Source organism: Paenibacillus sp. FSL W8-0439 (assembly GCF_038008995.1).
In the GTDB taxonomy this organism is placed as follows: domain Bacteria; phylum Bacillota; class Bacilli; order Paenibacillales; family Paenibacillaceae; genus Paenibacillus; species Paenibacillus polymyxa.
In genome coordinates this window covers 4961032-4977458 of the sequence record NZ_JBBPAK010000001.1, presented here as the reverse complement: position 1 = coordinate 4977458, position 16427 = coordinate 4961032, and the positions used below count along the sequence as shown (strand labels likewise).

Here is a 16427-nt window from a genome sequence, read left to right as displayed (position 1 = left end):
TATGGAAAAGAAATTTAGCGGTAAGATATGGAAACTACCGGACGATGTTGATACAGATACTATTATTGCAGGTCGGCATGGAGTTATCCTCGATAAAATAGAAATGGGTTCGCACTGTCTTGAAACACTTCGCCCCGAATTTGCATCCCAGGTACAACCGGGAGACATCATTGTAGCTGGTAAAAATTTCGGCTGCGGATCATCGCGGGAAATGGCCGCCGAAGCGATTAATGTACATGGTGTTTACTGCATCATCGCTAAATCTTTTGCCCGCATTTTCTTTAGAAATGCAATCAATAACGGCATGCTATTGATTGAAAATGCGGAAATACCTGAGCACTGTGAAGAAGGGGACATCCTGACTGTCGAAGTAAACCAGTCAGTTACCGTCAATGGTAAGAGCTTCAGCATTCCCAAGGTGCCCGATAACTTGTTTGAAATTATTCAAGATGGCGGACTAATCCCCAATATCATTAAACGAATGGAAAAAGTTGAAGCAGAAGGGAGATAACAAAACAATGGGACATACACTGGCTGAAAAACTATTAATGAAAAATACGGGAGAACAAGGTCTGGCCCCTGGTGATATTGTAATCGCTCGGCCCGATCGATATATGATCCATGATATTTACACTTCGTTCCTAAAGCGCGCTTTAAAGGATATGCATGTGACCAAAGCGATCTACCCGGACCGCGGAGTAATCATCTTTGACCATCTAATGCCGACCAACCAGGCGGATACCGATCCTGCCCATTTTGTGGATGGACTTGAGCTGGCTGAAAAATTTCAAATTAAAAATGTTCATAAGGGCGAGGGAATCTGCCACTCTCTGATGCATGAACTAAGATACGCAAGACCAGGTGAAATCGTCGTAGCCACAGATAGCCATACAACGACCTATGGCGGGGCGGGCTGTTTCTGTACTGGCATTGGACATACCGAAATGGCAGCAGTTGTGGCAACGGGCGAGATCTGGCTCAAAGTTCCTTCGGCCATCAAGATTGTGCTTGATGGTGAGTTTCCGAAAGGTGTCGGAGCAAAAGATATTATTTTAAGAATCCTTGGTGACATCAAATCGGACGGCGGTCAGTACAAGTCGATGGAATTTACAGGAGCTGCCGTGCGCAGCATGAGTATGCAGTCACGATTCACCATAGCCAACATGGCTTTGGAAGCCGGTGCAAAGGTAGGATTATTCGAAGCAGATGAAAAAACAGCCGAGTATTACGACATGGACTACAATGATATTTCCTGGCTGAAAGTAGACGAAGACGCCAAGTATGAACAAGTTCTTCATTACGATGTCAGTAAGCTTGAGCCCCAATTGTCATGTCCGCAAGGCGTTGATAATGTTCATCCTATTTCCGAAATCGAAGGAACGAAACTGAATCAGGTTTATATTGGTTCTTGCACCAACGGTAGCATTGAAGATATGGAGACGGCAGCTAAAATTCTTGAAGGTAAAAAAATTGCTCCTTTCCTGAAAATGATCGTGATTCCGGCAACCATCAACGTTTACAAAGAAGCGATGGAACGCGGTTATATTCAAACCTTCATCGATGCCGGTGCCAGTGTATCGCACCCTTGCTGCGGATTATGTTGCGGGCAACCTTATGGTTTAATGAGCGACGATGAGGTGGTACTAGGTACTAACAATCGCAACTTTATCGGCAGAATGGGAACCAAGAAGTCGCTGATTTATTTATCTTCCCCGGCAGTAGCCGCGGCATCCGCCTTAACGGGGGTCATCACTCATCCAGCTAAACAATTTGCGCTACAACAATAATCAGATGGGAGTTTACTATGGATAAGCAAATTGGGGTTACCGCCATTCAGCCGAAGTCGAATTTCATAACTCAATTTAAAAAAATAAAGATTTCAGGATTGTCGCTAAAATATTATATTCCCTTTTCTATCATTATATTGCTTGCGGTCTATACCGGGAATTTGAATAAAGATATTATCGGTTCGATTGCATTTCTCTTGATGGCTGGTGGTTTGTTCTCATATATTGGAGGCGTCATTCCTATTTTCGGCAGTTGGATGGGAGGGGCGATCCTCCTGCCGTTATTTGGTGGCTCCGCACTCGTGTATTTTGGTCTGATCCCGAATTACGTACAGACGAATATTTCTGGTTTAATCGGATCGGGCTTTGTTAATTTATTTTTGTCGGCAATCATCATCGGTTCGATTCTTAGTATGGATCGGAAGGTGCTTGTCTCCATCTCATTACGGCTATTACCGTGCATTATTGGTGCTCTGGCCTTTGTATTCATCTTCTTAGTTCTAGGATCGCTCTTAACAGGCTCAACGTTGCTGGAAGGTCTGTTTATGATCGGTTTGCCGAATTATTCTGGAGGCTCTTCTGGTGCAATCGCCGTTGTTCCGTCCATTTACAGCCCGCTTTTTCACAAGCCGGCAGGAACTTTTTCGGGGCAGTTCCTAGTATACATGAACATTTCGAACCTGATTTGCGTCATTTTCGCTGGCTTGTTGCATAAACTTGGTAAGCGCTATCCTTCGCTAACAGGTAATGGCGAATTGCTGAAGAATGTGCGCAAAAGTGCAGATCAACCTGCACAAGAAAAAGCTAAAGTCTCGAGTGATTTGAAAAAAGATATTACAAAATTAGGTACAGGCTTGTTTGTTTCGGTTGTTTTTATAATCGCCGGTAACATTTTGCAGAGCCTTATACCACAGCTTAACTTTATAGCCTGGGCTGTAATTTTGGTCATTATCGTGAAAGCAACAGGCTTTTTGGATGATACCTTGTGCCAATCTAGTGACTATTGGCAAGGATTTATGGTTCGAAACTTTTTACCGTTCCTGATCACGGGGATTGGGATTGCATCGCTTGATTTGAGCCAAGTGTCCTCCTATTTTACAGTTTCGAATTTTATCATTATCATTTTTGGGGTTATCGGTTCTGTGGTAGGTTCATTAATCGTCGGCAAGTTTATGAAATTCCACCCCATTGATTCGATGATCGCCGTAGGTCTTAATTTAGGAAATCTGGGAGGAACCGGCGCTATCGGGGTATTATCAACTTCAGAGCGGATGGGGATGATGCCATTTGCAACGATCGCCAACCGGATCGGCGGAGCCATAATGGTTATTGTTATCAGTTTGCTGTTGCCATACTTTTTATAATGCACCAATTAAAAATGTTTCCGCTATTCGGCTGACATTGGACGATATATGGGCAGTATTAATGTGAAAATGTTCACAATTTACTGCCCGATAATAACGCATTTCCATTATAAGGCCAATCGCCGAAAGGAGTTTTCACCTTGAATAAAATCGTAGTTTATCAAGCTCGTCCTGACGAAGCGGCATACTTCAAAAAATTTGGGAATGAGTTTGATTTGGATATCAGATATGTGACTCAAGAGTTAAATGCCGAGACCGCAATTCAAGCGCAAGACGCTGAGGCTGTAACGATACAAGGGAGCAATAAAGCGGATCGAGCAACTTTGCAAGCTTTAAGTAAGGTTGGGGTCAAGTATCTCGCTTTAAGAAGCGCCGGATACAATTATGTAGATAGAGCTGCAGCTAAAGAGTATGGCATTCGCTTTTCTAATGTTACCTACTCGCCCAATAGTGTCGCAGATTTTACTACGATGTTAATTCTAATGTGTGAACGTAAAGCACAACAAATTTTAGCGCGAGGCGCCGTACAGGATTACACTTTGGCAGGTATTCAAGGTAGAGAAATCAGAAACTTAACTGTGGGAATTATAGGTACTGGCCAGATCGGAGCTACTGTTGCCAGAAATCTTTCTGGATTTGGATGTAACATTATAGGTTACGATATTTACGAAAATGATAATCTAAGGGATTTGATAGAGTATGTTTCGCTGGAAAAGCTAATCTCCACTAGTGATGTGATCAGCCTGCATGCACCATTATTCGATAGCAACTACCATATGATTAATCGGGAAAGCATCGCTAAGATGAAGGATGGCATCTGCATCGTGAATTGTGGCCGGGGACCTCTAATCGATACCGAAGCGCTGATTCATGGCATCGAGACAGGCAAAGTAGGGGCTGCAGGACTGGATGTCATAGAAGATGAATTGGGAATATTCCATGAGGATCACCGTTTGAATGTTCTGAACAATCACCAACTGGCCATTTTAAAATCATTTCCCAATGTCATTGTAACGCCACATATGGCATTTTATACTGATCAAGCGGTGAGTGATATGGTAGAAATTGCGCTAAAATCGCTCAACTCTTTTATGAATAATGGCACGAGTCAGTGGGAAATCAAGAGTTAGTTATCTTGACTCAAGTGGTCATTTTCATTTTGGGTAGTACCAGCGCCGTTGACACCACTCGCAAATGTGTGGGTTAAACTAGGGATTTATTTAACACCTAATTATATTCAAGCTACGCATCGGTGATCGCCAGCTTTGAATAGACTTTCAGCGATTTTCTTTACGGACGGAGCATGGCTGAATCAATGCATCAAAAAAAAGCAGCCACTACAGGCTGCTTTTATATTACAGGCTAATTGCTCGTGTCTTTGTTCCCATTTGAATATCCATCCGCTTTTTCATGCTTTTTAGTGATTATGAACTGGAGCTTCTATCTGTAGGTAAGTTCAACTGAAATATAAATGTGTTATTGGTGTGATTGAGCGTTAAGGTGCCTTGATGTAACTCAACAATATTCCTTGCTATGGAAAGCCCTAGCCCTGCTCCTGTTTGGATACCTTCGCTGCTTCTTGAGTGGTCAACTTTATAAAAACGGTCAAACAGCTTCTCTTTTTGATCTTGCGTGAGAGGAATTCCTTCATTTTCGACCTCAATCGTAATTTGCTCAGGAGTTGCTTGTAGTCGAATGCAAATGCGTCCCGGCTTTAAGGAATATTTTAAGGCGTTCATGAGAAGATTATCGATTGCTCTGGCCATTTTATCGCTGTCAACGGAGGTAATGATCGAGGAGTCACCGATATCCTTTACGATATATACACCGTTTTCTTGAGCAATGGGTTCGAACTCGAACAACAATTGATCCAAAAGTTGAAATAAATTGATTCTTCTCAGATTTAAATGGGTATCGACCGAAGTGAGCCGTGTATATTCAAACAAGTCATCCAGCAACTTCTTCAAATGAATCGCTTTGTTATAGGTGTTCTGAACAAAGCGCGTATATTCATCTTTATCTTGATATGAGTCTGTTCTTAAAAGCTCGATATAGCCGATAATGCTGGTCAGAGGCGTACGCAAGTCATGTGAAATACCAGTGATCAGCTCCATCTTGGATTTTTCTATTTCACGTTCTTTTACAATCTGCTGCTCTAAACGTTCGGTCATTCGATTGATGTTGTGCGCGACCCGTCCAAGTTCATCTTGCCGAACCACAGGTACCCGATAATGTAAATTGCCTTCAGAAATAAATTGAAGCCCTTGCTCCAATGTAATTAAGTCTCTAACGATTCGTCGTGTCAAAACTAAAAAAGTAAAGATAAACGTAACCATAAACAAGGGGGTAAGAAGATAAGGAAAAAAGTTGCGAAACCAATGCCATTCCATGACATTGCTAATTTTCAGGAAAAGTAAAATGAGAATATCATTTATAGCAATAGTGATAATGAGACTCAGCACCATCCTGATTAAAATGTTGACCTGGATGCGTTTTTTTCGTTTTGGCTTTTGTATATGTTCATTCAATTTTGTAGCCAACTCCCCACACCGTTTTAATATATTGTGGATCTCTTGGGAATTGCTCTAATTTTTCTCGTAAATTACGAATATGAACCATCACCGTATTGTCAGAGAATCCGTATGGCGCTTTCCATACATTTTCGTAAATGTGCTCTGAACTAAAAACCTGTCCAGGGTGGCTGGCAAGCAAGATCAGGATAGAAAACTCTAGAGGAGTCAGCGAAATTTCATTCCCCTTTAACTTTACCGAATGTTTACTCTTATCAATCACCAGGTCCTTAATAAGGATAAGCGAATTAAATTCTTCTTTTCCTATTAATGACTGACGCCGTAGCTGCGCTTTTACGCGAGCAAGCAATTCTAACGGATTAAACGGTTTGATCATGTAGTCATCGGCCCCGGTAGTCAGCCCATTGATTTTATCAATATCTTCTTCTTTGGCTGATAGCATGATAATCGGAATATTCGAGATTTCCCTTATTTTAAGACATGCTTTGATCCCGTCCATTCGTGGCATCATGACATCTAGGATAACCAGATGAATTGATGTTTTCTTTATAGCATTCAGAGCTTCCTCCCCGTCAGCCGCTTCAATCACCTGGTATCCTTCATTGCGTAGATATACATGAATGACATCTCGAATTTCGGAGTCATCATCCACAACAAGGATTGTATTCATTACTGACTGCTCCTTTTTTAAAAATTGGTAGATTTAAGAGATTTAAGGTGCCATATTAAATTGTTATCCATAATTAGCCCACGTTCATTCCACCGTTTACATCGTTTCCCTTTTACGACAAACGTAAACGAAAGCAGGAGGGATATTGAGAGGCACCCAATCAATTTTTTCGATGATAAATTTTTCGGAAAGCTGCTTTTTCATTTGAAGTGAATATTGAAAGGCGATAAATAAGCCTCCAGGTTTGAGAGCTTTATAAATCTGTTCAACCAAGGTATCTCTCAATTCACGTTCAAAATTAAAAAAAGGTAGTCCGCTAAAAATACAATCCAACTGCTGAATGTTCTCTTGCTTCATTGCGTCTACTAAACGTTCAGCGTTCGGATGACAGGAGAAGTCTGGATATTCTGTCTGTAAATTATTCCTCAACGTCTCATCCATCTCAAATAATAACATTTTTGTTGCCTCACTTACCTGGGTATTGATACAACGCGTGATGGCACCAGTACCCGAACCGAGCTCTGCGACTGCCTTAACCTCGTTCCAAGGCGCTTGTTTAACCATTTTGGTCGCCAGAAACCGGGAGCTTGGTATAACACTTCCCACATTTTTTGGGCTGTGAATAAAGCTTCGCAAAAATAAAAGATTTTCATTGAGTTTCAACTGATTATCCTCCATTACGGTTTATATACACAAATCATATTGAAAAAAACTAAGGAATTTATGAGTATATTTCTAAAGAAAATCTAAAGAATTCATCTATGGAAGGCTTAAAGTCTATGTCATCCAACCCAAAAAGCCTTACCAATCAAGTTGGTAAGGCTTTTTTATAAGAAGAAACAGTTAATTACTTTAGAATTTCTTTAGAAATATCCCTATAATCTCCTAAGATTTTTATACTAATATACTCTCATTGACATAACGAGGAGGGTTAGAACATGATTAGCGATATCGTCATACAGCTAGTCAATCAGTATGGATATTTGTTTTTTTTCCTAGCCTTCTGCTTAGGCCCATTCGGGATCCCAGTTCCTAATGAGTTAACCATACTAACAGGTGGAATTTTGAGTAACAACGGAGTTTTAAACCCGTGGATTGTATATATGGTTATCCTCGCTGGCTTGTTTACAGCAATTACATTTGCTTATTTTGCAGGCAGAATTTTTGGAGAGAAATTCAAACCCAAGTTTCAAAACAACCGTCATTTCTTGAAAGCAGAGAAACTTTTTGAACAACACGGAGATATTGCAATGTGTCTTGGAATGTTAATTCCAGTCGTTCGGTATATTCTGCCTGTGTTTGTTGGTCTCAACGGTGTCTCGTACAAGAAGTTTGCTTTGATTTCGTATTTGAGCGCGTTTGCTTGGACCACTACATTCTTTGCTTTTGGCAAATTCTTTGGACATCATATATTAAATTTGCTAGATACAATCGATCCTAAATTAGCCGTGGCTGCCCTAATAATAGCCGTTGGCACTTTTATCATAACGAAGTGGTTCAAGTTGATCTTTACTGCATGAGACGATGAATGAAATAAATAAGACAACACGGTTTGATTTTTTGAAACGATATAAGGAGAACTGTAATCAATGAAAAAAGTAAAGAAAGAAAAAATATTGATTCTTACCGGAAATTATGGAAATGGTCATAATCAAGTAGCCCAAGCACTGCAAGATGCAGTGCAGATTCGGTTTCCTCATATGGAACCTGTCGTTATTGATTTTATGGAATGGATTCATCCCTATGTGAATCATTGGAGTCGATTGCTTTATCTGCAAGCCGTCAAAACATTTCCACAAGTGTATGGATATCTATATCAGAAAACACGGAAGCCAAACGCTCTATCCCATATCGTAAAAATCGTCTTCTCTACTGGAATCGGACGAATGATGAAATTAATTGGTAAAGTACAACCCACTATAGTAATAAGTACATTTCCTTTGGCCGCAGGCGTGATGTCGAAGCTAAAATCATATGGATTAATCGATATTCCTACTGTTACTACGATTACCGATCACACCGATCATAGCTCATGGATCTATCCCTATACCGATCAATATATCGTAGGCTCCAAAATTGTTCGTGATTCTTTGATTCAGTTAGGTGTTGAAGAGACGCAGATTTCGGATACAGGAATTCCTATTCGGCCGCAATTTTCTAAGTCCATGGAAAGAGTGAAAACGGCAAAGAAGCATGGTTTAGATCCTTATATGCCTACTGTGCTTGTGATGGGAGGAGGTTGCGGCATGATTGGCGATGGAAGCTCTACGATTCAGGAATTTGATCAATTGCCTCAACCTGTACAATTCATCATTGTTTGTGGGCATAATGAAAAGCTTCGAATTAAATTGAGTGAGAAGCTGAAAGGTTCCAAACATCGTATCCATTTAACAGGTTATATTCATTATGTTCATGAATTAATGGCCGTATCTGACATTATGATTACTAAGCCAGGAGGAGTTACGACTTTTGAGGCGATTGCTATGGAACTGCCGATGCTACTTTATAAGCCAATTCCTGGTCAAGAACAGGATAATGCCGATTTTTTGGTTCGCTCCGGTGTAGCCATTCATACAGAGACATCTCGGGATTTAACAAAGCAGCTATCGAAATTGCTAAATGATGCAAAACTTCTTCAGGAAATGAAGACAAATACTAAACGGTTCCATCCTAAAGAGTCCGCGTTTGCGTCATTAGAAGTTATTTTTGGAATTGTGAAAATGAACAATAGAGTCAATGGAATAAATATATGCTCCTAAAGAAAGACAAGCATTGATTCATTACTGTTAAAAAGGAGCAGGATTATGGAGCAGACATTCATAATTATCATCAGTGGATTACTCATCTACACGATTATTCCAACCCTTATGGTTCGACTATTTGGAATCGGGGTTTATAAAAGAGGAACGAGCAAGCAGCCCATTGCTTTGACCTTTGATGACGGTCCAGACCCAGAATATACGCCTCTTTTGCTTGATTTATTAAAGAAGCACAATATAAAGGTAACCTTTTTTGTCCTTGGTCGAAAAGCAGAGCAATACCCCGATCTAATTCAACGAATGCACAGTGAAGGACATCTTGTTGGAATTCACAATTACGTGCATTGGTCCAATGCCTTGATGAGTCCAAAGAAGGTTCGAGAGCAGGTAAACAAAACGGCCAACGTCATTGATCGTATTATTGGGAAAAGAACCTTTTACTATCGGCCCCCATGGGGAGTTATCAACCTGTTTGACTTTTTTTTGATGAGGAAATTTCGTATGATTCTTTGGTCTGTTATTGTAGGTGATTGGAAAAGCTCTGCTGGCAAGCAAAAAATTAAGCAAAGGCTGCTGTCCAAGCTAAAGGGGGGAGCTGTCATTGTTCTTCATGATAGTGGACAGACGTTCGGAGCAGACAGGGAGGCACCTGCATATATGTTGGAGGCACTAAATGAATTTATCACTGAAGCATTATATACAGGGTATTCCTTTCATAGAGTAGATGCTGATCGTTAAACGGGCTAAGTACATGAGTTCGAGAAAAATTGAATCGAAAGGTTCTAAAATAAAACTTAAGCCAGGAACATATTTTGTTCAGGCTTAAGTTTTTTTACTTAGGTCTTTGATGAGGACCATAGGGGTGTCAGACATTTTCCATATTTTAATACAAGCCTGGATACTATCCGTTCGTAGCATCTTAATATCTAGGATGACCAGTTCGAAAGAGATTGATTTTACTAGATTTAGCGCTTCCAGACCATCTGCAACTTTTATGACAAAGTATCCCTCATTGCGCAAATATGGATGAAAAACGTCTTGAATCTCTGAATCGTCAGTTACAACAAGTATTGTATCCATTACATGGCACCTCTTTTTTGCGACAGATATATACAAAAGCAGGAGGGAAATTGAAGGGCACGAACTCAATTTTTTCAATAGTTAAGTCTGCGGCAAATCTTTTTTTCATTTGTAACGAGTACTGAAAAGCAACAAAAATTCCTCCAGGTTTTAGTGCCTTCATAATCTGATTAAGTAAAGTTTCTCGCATTTCACTCGTGAAATTAGAAAATGATAATCCGCTAATAATGCAGTCCAGCTGGCCGATGTCATCGTGATTTAATTTTTTAACTAATTGGCAAGCATTAGAATGGCACACGAAATCCGGGTATTCTGTCTTCAGATTCTCTCTCATTTTCTTATCTCTTTCGAACAATAACACTTTTGTTGATCCAGTTAATTGTGTCTTCATGCAACGTGTGATAGCACCTGTACCTGACCCAAGCTCTGCAACTGTCTTTACCTCATCCCAGGGTACAGACTCAACCACTTTAGCTGCCAAAAATCGAGAGCTAGGTATAAGGCTTCCCACTCGTTGTGGATTTGTGAGGAAACCTTGCAAAAAAAGTAGATATTCATTGAAATTCATTTGTTTCTTCTCCATGATTTATTTTCTCCCTATTTTTTTCGTTTCGATATAAAAATAGTAACGAAAAAATCTAAGGATTTTACGAGGATATATCTAAAGAAAATCTGAAGAAAGAAACCCTGGTATACGCTCGACGGGCTCTATAAAACTTAAGGAAATCTAAACATAATAGAGTTTAATGTTTAATTTGTCGAGTTTTTATGTAAACGCTATCATTATATAATTTTACTTAGAAAGGAGGTGAAAGTAAGAAAACACGGAATATGGTACACATAAGCGATGTACTGCAACAGAGAATCGACTCAAAAGCAGGTGCAGAATGCAAATATAAAAATTTCAGGAGGTAAAGTATGATTAAATTTGGCAAGAAAATGTTAACGGTAGTTCTTGCAGCTTCCATGAGTTTTGGGGTGTTTGCAACAACCTCAAGTGCAGCGACAGACTATTGGCAAAATTGGACCGATGGCGGTGGGACGGTCAATGCTGTTAATGGATCAGGCGGTAATTACAGCGTAACATGGAAGGATACCGGGAATTTTGTTGTCGGTAAAGGCTGGACTACTGGATCGCCAAACAGAACGATTAACTACAATGCCGGTGTCTGGGCGCCGTCTGGTAATGGATATTTGGCTCTCTACGGGTGGACGAGAAACTCACTTATCGAATACTACGTCGTGGATAGCTGGGGAACTTATCGACCTACCGGAACGTATAAAGGTACGGTGACCAGTGATGGAGGCACATATGACATCTACACAACAATGCGATACGACGCACCTTCCATTGAAGGCCAAAAAACGACGTTTATTCAATACTGGAGTGTTCGACAGACGAAGAGACCGACCGGGGGCAACTCCACGATCACTTTCAGCAACCACGTGAACGCATGGGCGAGCAAAGGAATGCATCTGGGGAACAACTGGTCTTACCAAGTGTTAGCAACAGAAGGATATCAGAGTAGTGGAAGCTCTAACGTAACGGTGTGGTAACCACTCAACTGCAAACGGTTCAACGAACGGGAGCGATTGGCATTTCGTCACTGGGAAAGCAGGATGAGGGCTCATAACCGTATTACAACATAAACAAGGTAATAACGCCGGAGACAAATACTTATCTGGAAACTGGAACTGGGCTATCATAGAGAGCAACAATAATAAAACAAAATCGATCGGTACACGAAAACCCAACGAATTAGGAATTTGCGATATGTCTGGCAATGTAAAGGAATGGTGTTGGGATTGTTACGGAGACTAAAGGGATACGGTAGTTAATGAAACAGCGACAGTTGAGGACGAGTTCTCAACTGTCGCTGTTTTCATGTCTGAGAAGCACATAATACCTAAGGTTGTCGAAAAGATGAGGAGGGGGTATAGTTTATATGTATGTATTTTGCTCGGAAAGAGGTTTATATGGCAACAATTCATGATGTGGCGTTAAAAGCGGGCGTGTCGGTCACTACAGTATCTCGTGTAATGAATAACCGGGGCTATATCAGCGAAGCTACACGCAAAAAAGTGTTCGATGCAATGGAAGAGCTTAATTATCAACCAAATGAAATAGCACGATCCCTGCTACGCAAGCAGTCCAATATCATCGGTCTTATTATTCCCAATGTCTCGCATCCTTTCTTTAGTGAGCTTGCTAATCAGGTGGAGTATTATGCCTATCAGCAGGGGTGCAAGGTTCTACTCTGCAATTCGCATATGGACCCTGTGAAGGAAAAAGTATATATCGATATGTTAAAACGAAACCGGGTAGACGGCATCATTATGGGTAGCCATACCTTGGAAGTAGAAGAGTACCGACATTTGAATTCACCAATTGTGACATTTGACAGACAGATTGATCCACAAATCCCGTACATATCTTCGGACAATTATCGCGGAGGTGAGCTGGCTACGGAACTGCTCATTCGCAAAGGGTGCCGGAAAATTGCGCATATATGTGGAAATCTGGAGCTGAACATGCTGTCCAATGAGCGGACCACAGCTTTCCGGGATGTCGTGAACAGGAATAGTGTCGAGCATGTAATCGTTCAAACAGACCTGAATGTGTTCGACCAAAAGGAGTACGAGCGATTGATTTCCAAACTCGTTCATGAACATCCAGATGTGGATGGGGTGTTTGCAACAAGCGATATTATTGCAGCCTTTGCGCTGAAAGAATATATCCGCGCCGGACGGCATGTACCGGAGAATGTGCGTATTGTAGGCTTCGATGACGTGAGCGCTGCTTCCTGGCTGACGCCTGAACTTACATCGGTAAGACAGCCAATTGCAGAGATCGGCAGGTTGGCGGTCGAGCTGATTCGTAGACAGGCAGAGGGAGAGCAGGTACAGCCTGTTAATCGGCTGCCTGTTGAACTGATTGAGCGTGCAACGACCTGAATGAAATCTGTTCCTCTAACAAGGGGAACAGATTTTTTTTTAGAGAATGTTAAAGGTTTAACATGTCAAACGATTGACATAGAATGATTTTTTGACATATAATCCGTTTGTAAGCGTTTTATTTAAGCGTTCAGAGCCATTACAGAAATAGGGGGATGACAACAGTGAGGAAATTCAAAAGAGTTCAATGGATGGTAATGCTGCTTCTTTTGGTTATGGTGGTGTCTGCATGCGGCGGCTCCGGAGGAGAAGGCAATTCAGCTTCTGGAGGGGGATCAGCGGATTCAGGAAATGTGAAAATTACACTTTTGAACTCTAAGGGTGAAATCCTTTCACAACTTGAGGATGCCGCCAAGGCGTTCCAGAAAGACAATCCCGGCATTACTGTTGAAATCCAGCCGGTTCCGGCCGGTGGATCGCCTTTTGAGCGTGCCTCTGCATTGTATGCATCCGGAAACCCGCCGACCATGATCATGCTTGATACAGGTGATGTGGAGAAATTCAAGGATCGTATCCTCGATCTAAGCGGAGAAAAGTGGAATGCGGACACTGTTGAAAACGCTACCACAACGACGACGTTTGACGGTAAAAATTACGCGTTTCCGCTGGCTGTTGAAGGCTACGGATTCATCTATAACAAAGCGGTTGTTGATAAAGCGGTAGGCGGAAGCTTTGACCCCACCACAATTAAAACCCGAAATGATCTTGAAAAGCTGTTTCAGCAAATCGAGGCATCTGGGAAGAAAGCATTGGTGATTTCACCAATGGATTGGTCCCTAGGCGCTCATTATTTGCCACTTGCTTATGCAGGCCAGAACAAAGACATGGCTGAAGTGGACAAATTTATGGCATCACTGAAAGCGGGCCAGGCTAACTTGGCTACCAATCCAGTATTTAACGGACTTATGGATACATTCGACGTCATGATGAAATACAATATCGATCAGGCTTCCCCACTGGCAGGCGCTTATGAGCGTGGACCAGAACTGCTTGGTAAAGGCGAAGTTGGTATTTGGTTCATGGGCAACTGGGCATGGCCGCAAATCAGCGGTTTTGATACGGCTAACAAAGAATATGGTTTCTTGCCTGTACCCATCAGCAACAATGCTGATGACTACGGCAATCAGGAAATTTCATCCGCTGTTTCCAAGCGTATTGTCATTGACAAGGAGAAGAGTACGCCGGAGCAGCAAGAGGCAGCGAAGAAGTTCCTGAGCTGGATTGTCTATGATGCGAAAGGCCAGGATTTCCTCGTAAACAAAGCGAACATTATCCCAGCGTTCAAAAATATTACACTGCCTGCGGCCGATCCACTTGGCAAATCCATTCAGGATTATATTGCAAAAGGCAAGTCAGAGCAGTCGATGAGCTTGCTGCCGGCCGATCACTGGTCTAAGCTAGGATCTTCCATGCAAAAATATCTGGCGAAGCAGGGCGATCGCGCAACACTGGCTAAGGAAATCGAAAACTACTGGAAAAGCGTAAAATAAGGCTTATTTCAAATTACCCGGAAATAGAGAGAGAAATCCGAAACAAAGAGAGGGATCACCATGATTGCGGAAAAAGGAGTATGGAACCGGCTACGGTCACGGCTGCTGTTCACCGGACCAACCTTGTTTGCCTTCATAACGGTAATGATCATTCCATTTTTGTACGGCATTTATCTGACGTTCACAAATTGGGATGGTATTTCCACGACACTAACGCTGGTTGGCATCCAAAACTATCTGGCCGTTTTTCGGGATATTGAGTTTTGGAAATCGTTCGCCTTGACGCTCAAATATGTATTTTATACCGTTGTTCTTATCAATGTTATCGCTTTTATGCTGGCTTATGTGCTGACTAAAGGGTTAAAAGGACAGAGTATTTTCCGGGCAGGATTTTTCCTGCCCAACCTTGTCGGCGGCATTGTACTCGGTTTTATCTGGCAGTTCATCTTCAACAACGTGCTGGTCTATTTGGGGCAACATGCCGATATTCAGGCGCTCAGCACGACTTGGCTGGCTGATCCTGACAAAGCGTTCTGGACACTCGTGATTGTAACCGTGTGGCAGAACGCGGGTTACATGATGGTCATTTATATTGCAGGATTGACGGGTGTACCGAATGATATTATGGAGGCTGCAAGCATTGACGGGGCGAGCAGCTGGACCAGACTGCGGAAAATGGTGCTGCCCTTGATGGTTCCTTCTTTCATCGTATGTATATTTTTGTCCCTGCAGCGTGGATTTATGGTCTATGACGTCAACCTTGCGCTCACGAAAGGTGGACCGTTCAGTAGTACTCAAATGGTGTCGATGCATGTGTATGAAAAGGCATTCCTTTCCCGTGACTATGGTGTGGGGCAGGCAGAAGCATTCGTACTGTTCCTGATGGTTGCTCTCATCACTCTGCTTCAGGTTTATTTTAGCAAGAAGTTGGAGGTGGAGGCGTAATGGCAAACAAAAAAATCGCTTCCTCCATGATCAAATTCATTGTGCTAACAGTCCTACTCATATTATTCATCGTACCGTTCGTCTTTCTGCTGATCAATTCGTTCAAGGAAAATATAGCGATTACCTCAAATCCGTTATGGCTTCCAGAGAGCTTCAATATGACCAACTATATGAATGCATTTGATAAAATGAATTATATCACTGCATTCACTAACTCATTGGTCATAACGGTGTTAAGTGTCTTGTTTATCTCCCTGTTCGCGGCGATGACGGCTCATTATTTTGTCAGAAACAATACCAAGTTCAACCAATATACATTTATGCTGATGGTAGCTTCCATGATTATTCCATTCCAGGCCATCATGATTCCATTAGTGAAAATTTACGGCTCACTTGATCTGCTGAACAGCAAATGGTCGCTGATTTACATGTATATCGGTTTTGGTAGCTCGCTGGCTGTTTTCATTTATCATGGATTCGTAAAGAGTATTCCGAAGGAACTGGAGGAAGCGGCACTGATTGACGGCTGCACGCGGATTCAGACCTTCTTCCGCATCGTGTTTCCGGTATTGATGCCTACGACGGCCACTATTTCCATTCTCAATGTACTGTGGATCTGGAATGATTTTCTGCTGCCATCGCTCATTCTGGTCGATCCTGAGCAAAGGACGCTTCCATTGTCCACGTACAACTTTTATGGAACCTATACAGTGGATTATGGGCCATTGATGGCAAGTTTGGTACTCACGATATTTCCGATCATTATCATCTATCTGTTCGCCCAGAAATATATTATTCAGGGTGTTATGCAAGGTTCGATTAAATAACTGTAGGAGTAGGATGCCT

The 16427-nt window shown here is 41.8% G+C and carries 17 protein-coding genes and 1 pseudogene; 13 read left to right on the top strand and 5 right to left on the bottom strand.

Annotation, left to right across the window (positions count from 1 at the left end; all coding sequences use genetic code 11):
* Position 1 precedes the first annotated feature (1 nt).
* The 4 genes from MKX36_RS21595 (at position 2) to MKX36_RS21580 (ending at position 4281) form a co-directional block, all read left to right on the top strand.
* Positions 2–511 carry a LeuD/DmdB family oxidoreductase small subunit gene (locus tag MKX36_RS21595; RefSeq protein WP_107734495.1) on the top strand — a complete coding sequence of 170 codons (510 nt, stop codon included), beginning with the start codon at positions 2–4 and terminating at the stop codon, positions 509–511.
* Between the two features lie 7 nt (positions 512–518).
* Positions 519–1787 (top strand): aconitase/3-isopropylmalate dehydratase large subunit family protein, encoded by a 1269-nt coding sequence (locus tag MKX36_RS21590; protein WP_107734496.1) that lies wholly within the window; start codon positions 519–521, stop codon positions 1785–1787.
* Positions 1788–1804: 17 nt separating this feature from the next.
* Positions 1805–3151 carry a 2-hydroxycarboxylate transporter family protein gene (locus tag MKX36_RS21585; RefSeq protein ID WP_107734497.1) on the top strand — a complete coding sequence of 449 codons (1347 nt, stop codon included), beginning with the start codon at positions 1805–1807 and terminating at the stop codon, positions 3149–3151.
* A gap of 140 nt (positions 3152–3291) precedes the next feature.
* Positions 3292–4281 carry a D-isomer specific 2-hydroxyacid dehydrogenase family protein gene (locus MKX36_RS21580; protein ID WP_340865665.1) on the top strand — a complete coding sequence of 330 codons (990 nt, stop codon included), beginning with the start codon at positions 3292–3294 and terminating at the stop codon, positions 4279–4281.
* Positions 4282–4575: 294 nt separating this feature from the next.
* Here MKX36_RS21580 and MKX36_RS21575 read toward each other — a convergent pair whose 3' ends face one another.
* From MKX36_RS21575 to MKX36_RS21565, 3 genes are all read right to left on the bottom strand, one after another.
* A complete protein-coding gene (locus MKX36_RS21575) occupies positions 4576–5679 on the bottom strand; it encodes a sensor histidine kinase (protein WP_340865663.1) in 1104 nt (367 codons plus the stop codon).
* Positions 5672–6352 carry a response regulator transcription factor gene (locus MKX36_RS21570; protein ID WP_107734499.1) on the bottom strand — a complete coding sequence of 227 codons (681 nt, stop codon included), beginning with the start codon at positions 6350–6352 and terminating at the stop codon, positions 5672–5674. The genes MKX36_RS21575 and MKX36_RS21570 overlap by 8 nt, the downstream gene beginning before the upstream one ends.
* A 96-nt stretch (positions 6353–6448) precedes the next feature.
* The gene (locus tag MKX36_RS21565) at positions 6449–7015 is read right to left on the bottom strand and encodes a class I SAM-dependent methyltransferase (protein WP_340865658.1); all 567 of its coding nucleotides are present in this window, start codon (positions 7013–7015) and stop codon (positions 6449–6451) included.
* Between the two features lie 275 nt (positions 7016–7290).
* Between MKX36_RS21565 and MKX36_RS21560 the strand changes: the two genes are divergently transcribed.
* The 3 genes from MKX36_RS21560 (at position 7291) to MKX36_RS21550 (ending at position 9849) form a co-directional block, all read left to right on the top strand.
* Positions 7291–7872, top strand: a complete 582-nt coding sequence (locus tag MKX36_RS21560; RefSeq protein WP_090890989.1) for a DedA family protein — start codon at positions 7291–7293, stop codon at positions 7870–7872.
* Between the two features lie 69 nt (positions 7873–7941).
* Positions 7942–9111, top strand: coding sequence for an MGDG synthase family glycosyltransferase (locus MKX36_RS21555; RefSeq protein ID WP_340865656.1), 1170 nt, complete (start codon positions 7942–7944; stop codon positions 9109–9111).
* A gap of 45 nt (positions 9112–9156) precedes the next feature.
* Positions 9157–9849 (top strand): polysaccharide deacetylase family protein, encoded by a 693-nt coding sequence (locus MKX36_RS21550; RefSeq protein WP_340865653.1) that lies wholly within the window; start codon positions 9157–9159, stop codon positions 9847–9849.
* Positions 9850–9933: 84 nt separating this feature from the next.
* Here MKX36_RS21550 and MKX36_RS21545 read toward each other — a convergent pair whose 3' ends face one another.
* Entirely contained in the window at positions 9934–10191 is a 258-nt protein-coding gene (locus MKX36_RS21545; RefSeq protein WP_340865651.1) for a response regulator transcription factor, read from the bottom strand.
* A complete protein-coding gene (locus tag MKX36_RS21540; RefSeq protein WP_340865649.1) occupies positions 10166–10774 on the bottom strand; it encodes a class I SAM-dependent methyltransferase in 609 nt (202 codons plus the stop codon). The genes MKX36_RS21545 and MKX36_RS21540 overlap by 26 nt, the downstream gene beginning before the upstream one ends.
* Positions 10775–11109: 335 nt before the next feature.
* Here MKX36_RS21540 and MKX36_RS21535 point away from each other — a divergent pair, with 335 nt between their 5' ends.
* The 6 genes and pseudogenes from MKX36_RS21535 (at position 11110) to MKX36_RS21510 (ending at position 16408) form a co-directional block, all read left to right on the top strand.
* Complete coding sequence (locus MKX36_RS21535; protein ID WP_031462284.1) at positions 11110–11748, top strand: glycoside hydrolase family 11 protein; 639 nt, start codon at positions 11110–11112, stop codon at positions 11746–11748.
* A 103-nt stretch (positions 11749–11851) separates the two neighbouring features.
* Positions 11852–12010, top strand: a pseudogene (locus MKX36_RS21530) (SUMF1/EgtB/PvdO family nonheme iron enzyme); the annotation flags it as partial.
* A gap of 131 nt (positions 12011–12141) precedes the next feature.
* The gene (locus MKX36_RS21525; protein ID WP_045244976.1) at positions 12142–13146 is read left to right on the top strand and encodes a LacI family DNA-binding transcriptional regulator; all 1005 of its coding nucleotides are present in this window, start codon (positions 12142–12144) and stop codon (positions 13144–13146) included.
* A 164-nt stretch (positions 13147–13310) separates the two neighbouring features.
* On the top strand, positions 13311–14636 hold the full coding sequence (locus tag MKX36_RS21520; RefSeq protein ID WP_167438562.1) for an ABC transporter substrate-binding protein: 1326 nt from the start codon (positions 13311–13313) through the stop codon (positions 14634–14636).
* Between the two features lie 60 nt (positions 14637–14696).
* On the top strand, positions 14697–15581 hold the full coding sequence (locus MKX36_RS21515; protein WP_045244978.1) for a carbohydrate ABC transporter permease: 885 nt from the start codon (positions 14697–14699) through the stop codon (positions 15579–15581).
* Entirely contained in the window at positions 15581–16408 is an 828-nt protein-coding gene (locus MKX36_RS21510) for a carbohydrate ABC transporter permease (protein WP_340865644.1), read from the top strand. Before MKX36_RS21515 ends, MKX36_RS21510 begins: the two co-directional genes overlap by 1 nt.
* The last annotated feature ends 19 nt before the right edge of the window (positions 16409–16427 follow it).

Bases quoted from the DNA above. Each gene is read 5' to 3' on its own strand.
- MKX36_RS21525 (WP_045244976.1), top strand. From the start codon at position 12,142: ATGTATTTTGCTCGGAAAGAGGTTTATATGGCAACAATTCATGATGTG.
- MKX36_RS21590 (WP_107734496.1), top strand. From the start codon at position 519: ATGGGACATACACTGGCTGAAAAACTATTAATGAAAAATACGGGAGAA.
- MKX36_RS21550 (WP_340865653.1), top strand. From the start codon at position 9,157: ATGGAGCAGACATTCATAATTATCATCAGTGGATTACTCATCTACACG.
- MKX36_RS21545 (WP_340865651.1), bottom strand. From the start codon at position 10,191: ATGGATACAATACTTGTTGTAACTGACGATTCAGAGATTCAAGACGTT.
- MKX36_RS21535 (WP_031462284.1), top strand. From the start codon at position 11,110: ATGATTAAATTTGGCAAGAAAATGTTAACGGTAGTTCTTGCAGCTTCC.
- MKX36_RS21555 (WP_340865656.1), top strand. From the start codon at position 7,942: ATGAAAAAAGTAAAGAAAGAAAAAATATTGATTCTTACCGGAAATTAT.
- MKX36_RS21515 (WP_045244978.1), top strand. From the start codon at position 14,697: ATGATTGCGGAAAAAGGAGTATGGAACCGGCTACGGTCACGGCTGCTG.
- MKX36_RS21595 (WP_107734495.1), top strand. From the start codon at position 2: ATGGAAAAGAAATTTAGCGGTAAGATATGGAAACTACCGGACGATGTT.
- MKX36_RS21585 (WP_107734497.1), top strand. From the start codon at position 1,805: ATGGATAAGCAAATTGGGGTTACCGCCATTCAGCCGAAGTCGAATTTC.
- MKX36_RS21570 (WP_107734499.1), bottom strand. From the start codon at position 6,352: ATGAATACAATCCTTGTTGTGGATGATGACTCCGAAATTCGAGATGTC.
- MKX36_RS21540 (WP_340865649.1), bottom strand. From the start codon at position 10,774: ATGGAGAAGAAACAAATGAATTTCAATGAATATCTACTTTTTTTGCAA.
- MKX36_RS21560 (WP_090890989.1), top strand. From the start codon at position 7,291: ATGATTAGCGATATCGTCATACAGCTAGTCAATCAGTATGGATATTTG.
- MKX36_RS21510 (WP_340865644.1), top strand. From the start codon at position 15,581: ATGGCAAACAAAAAAATCGCTTCCTCCATGATCAAATTCATTGTGCTA.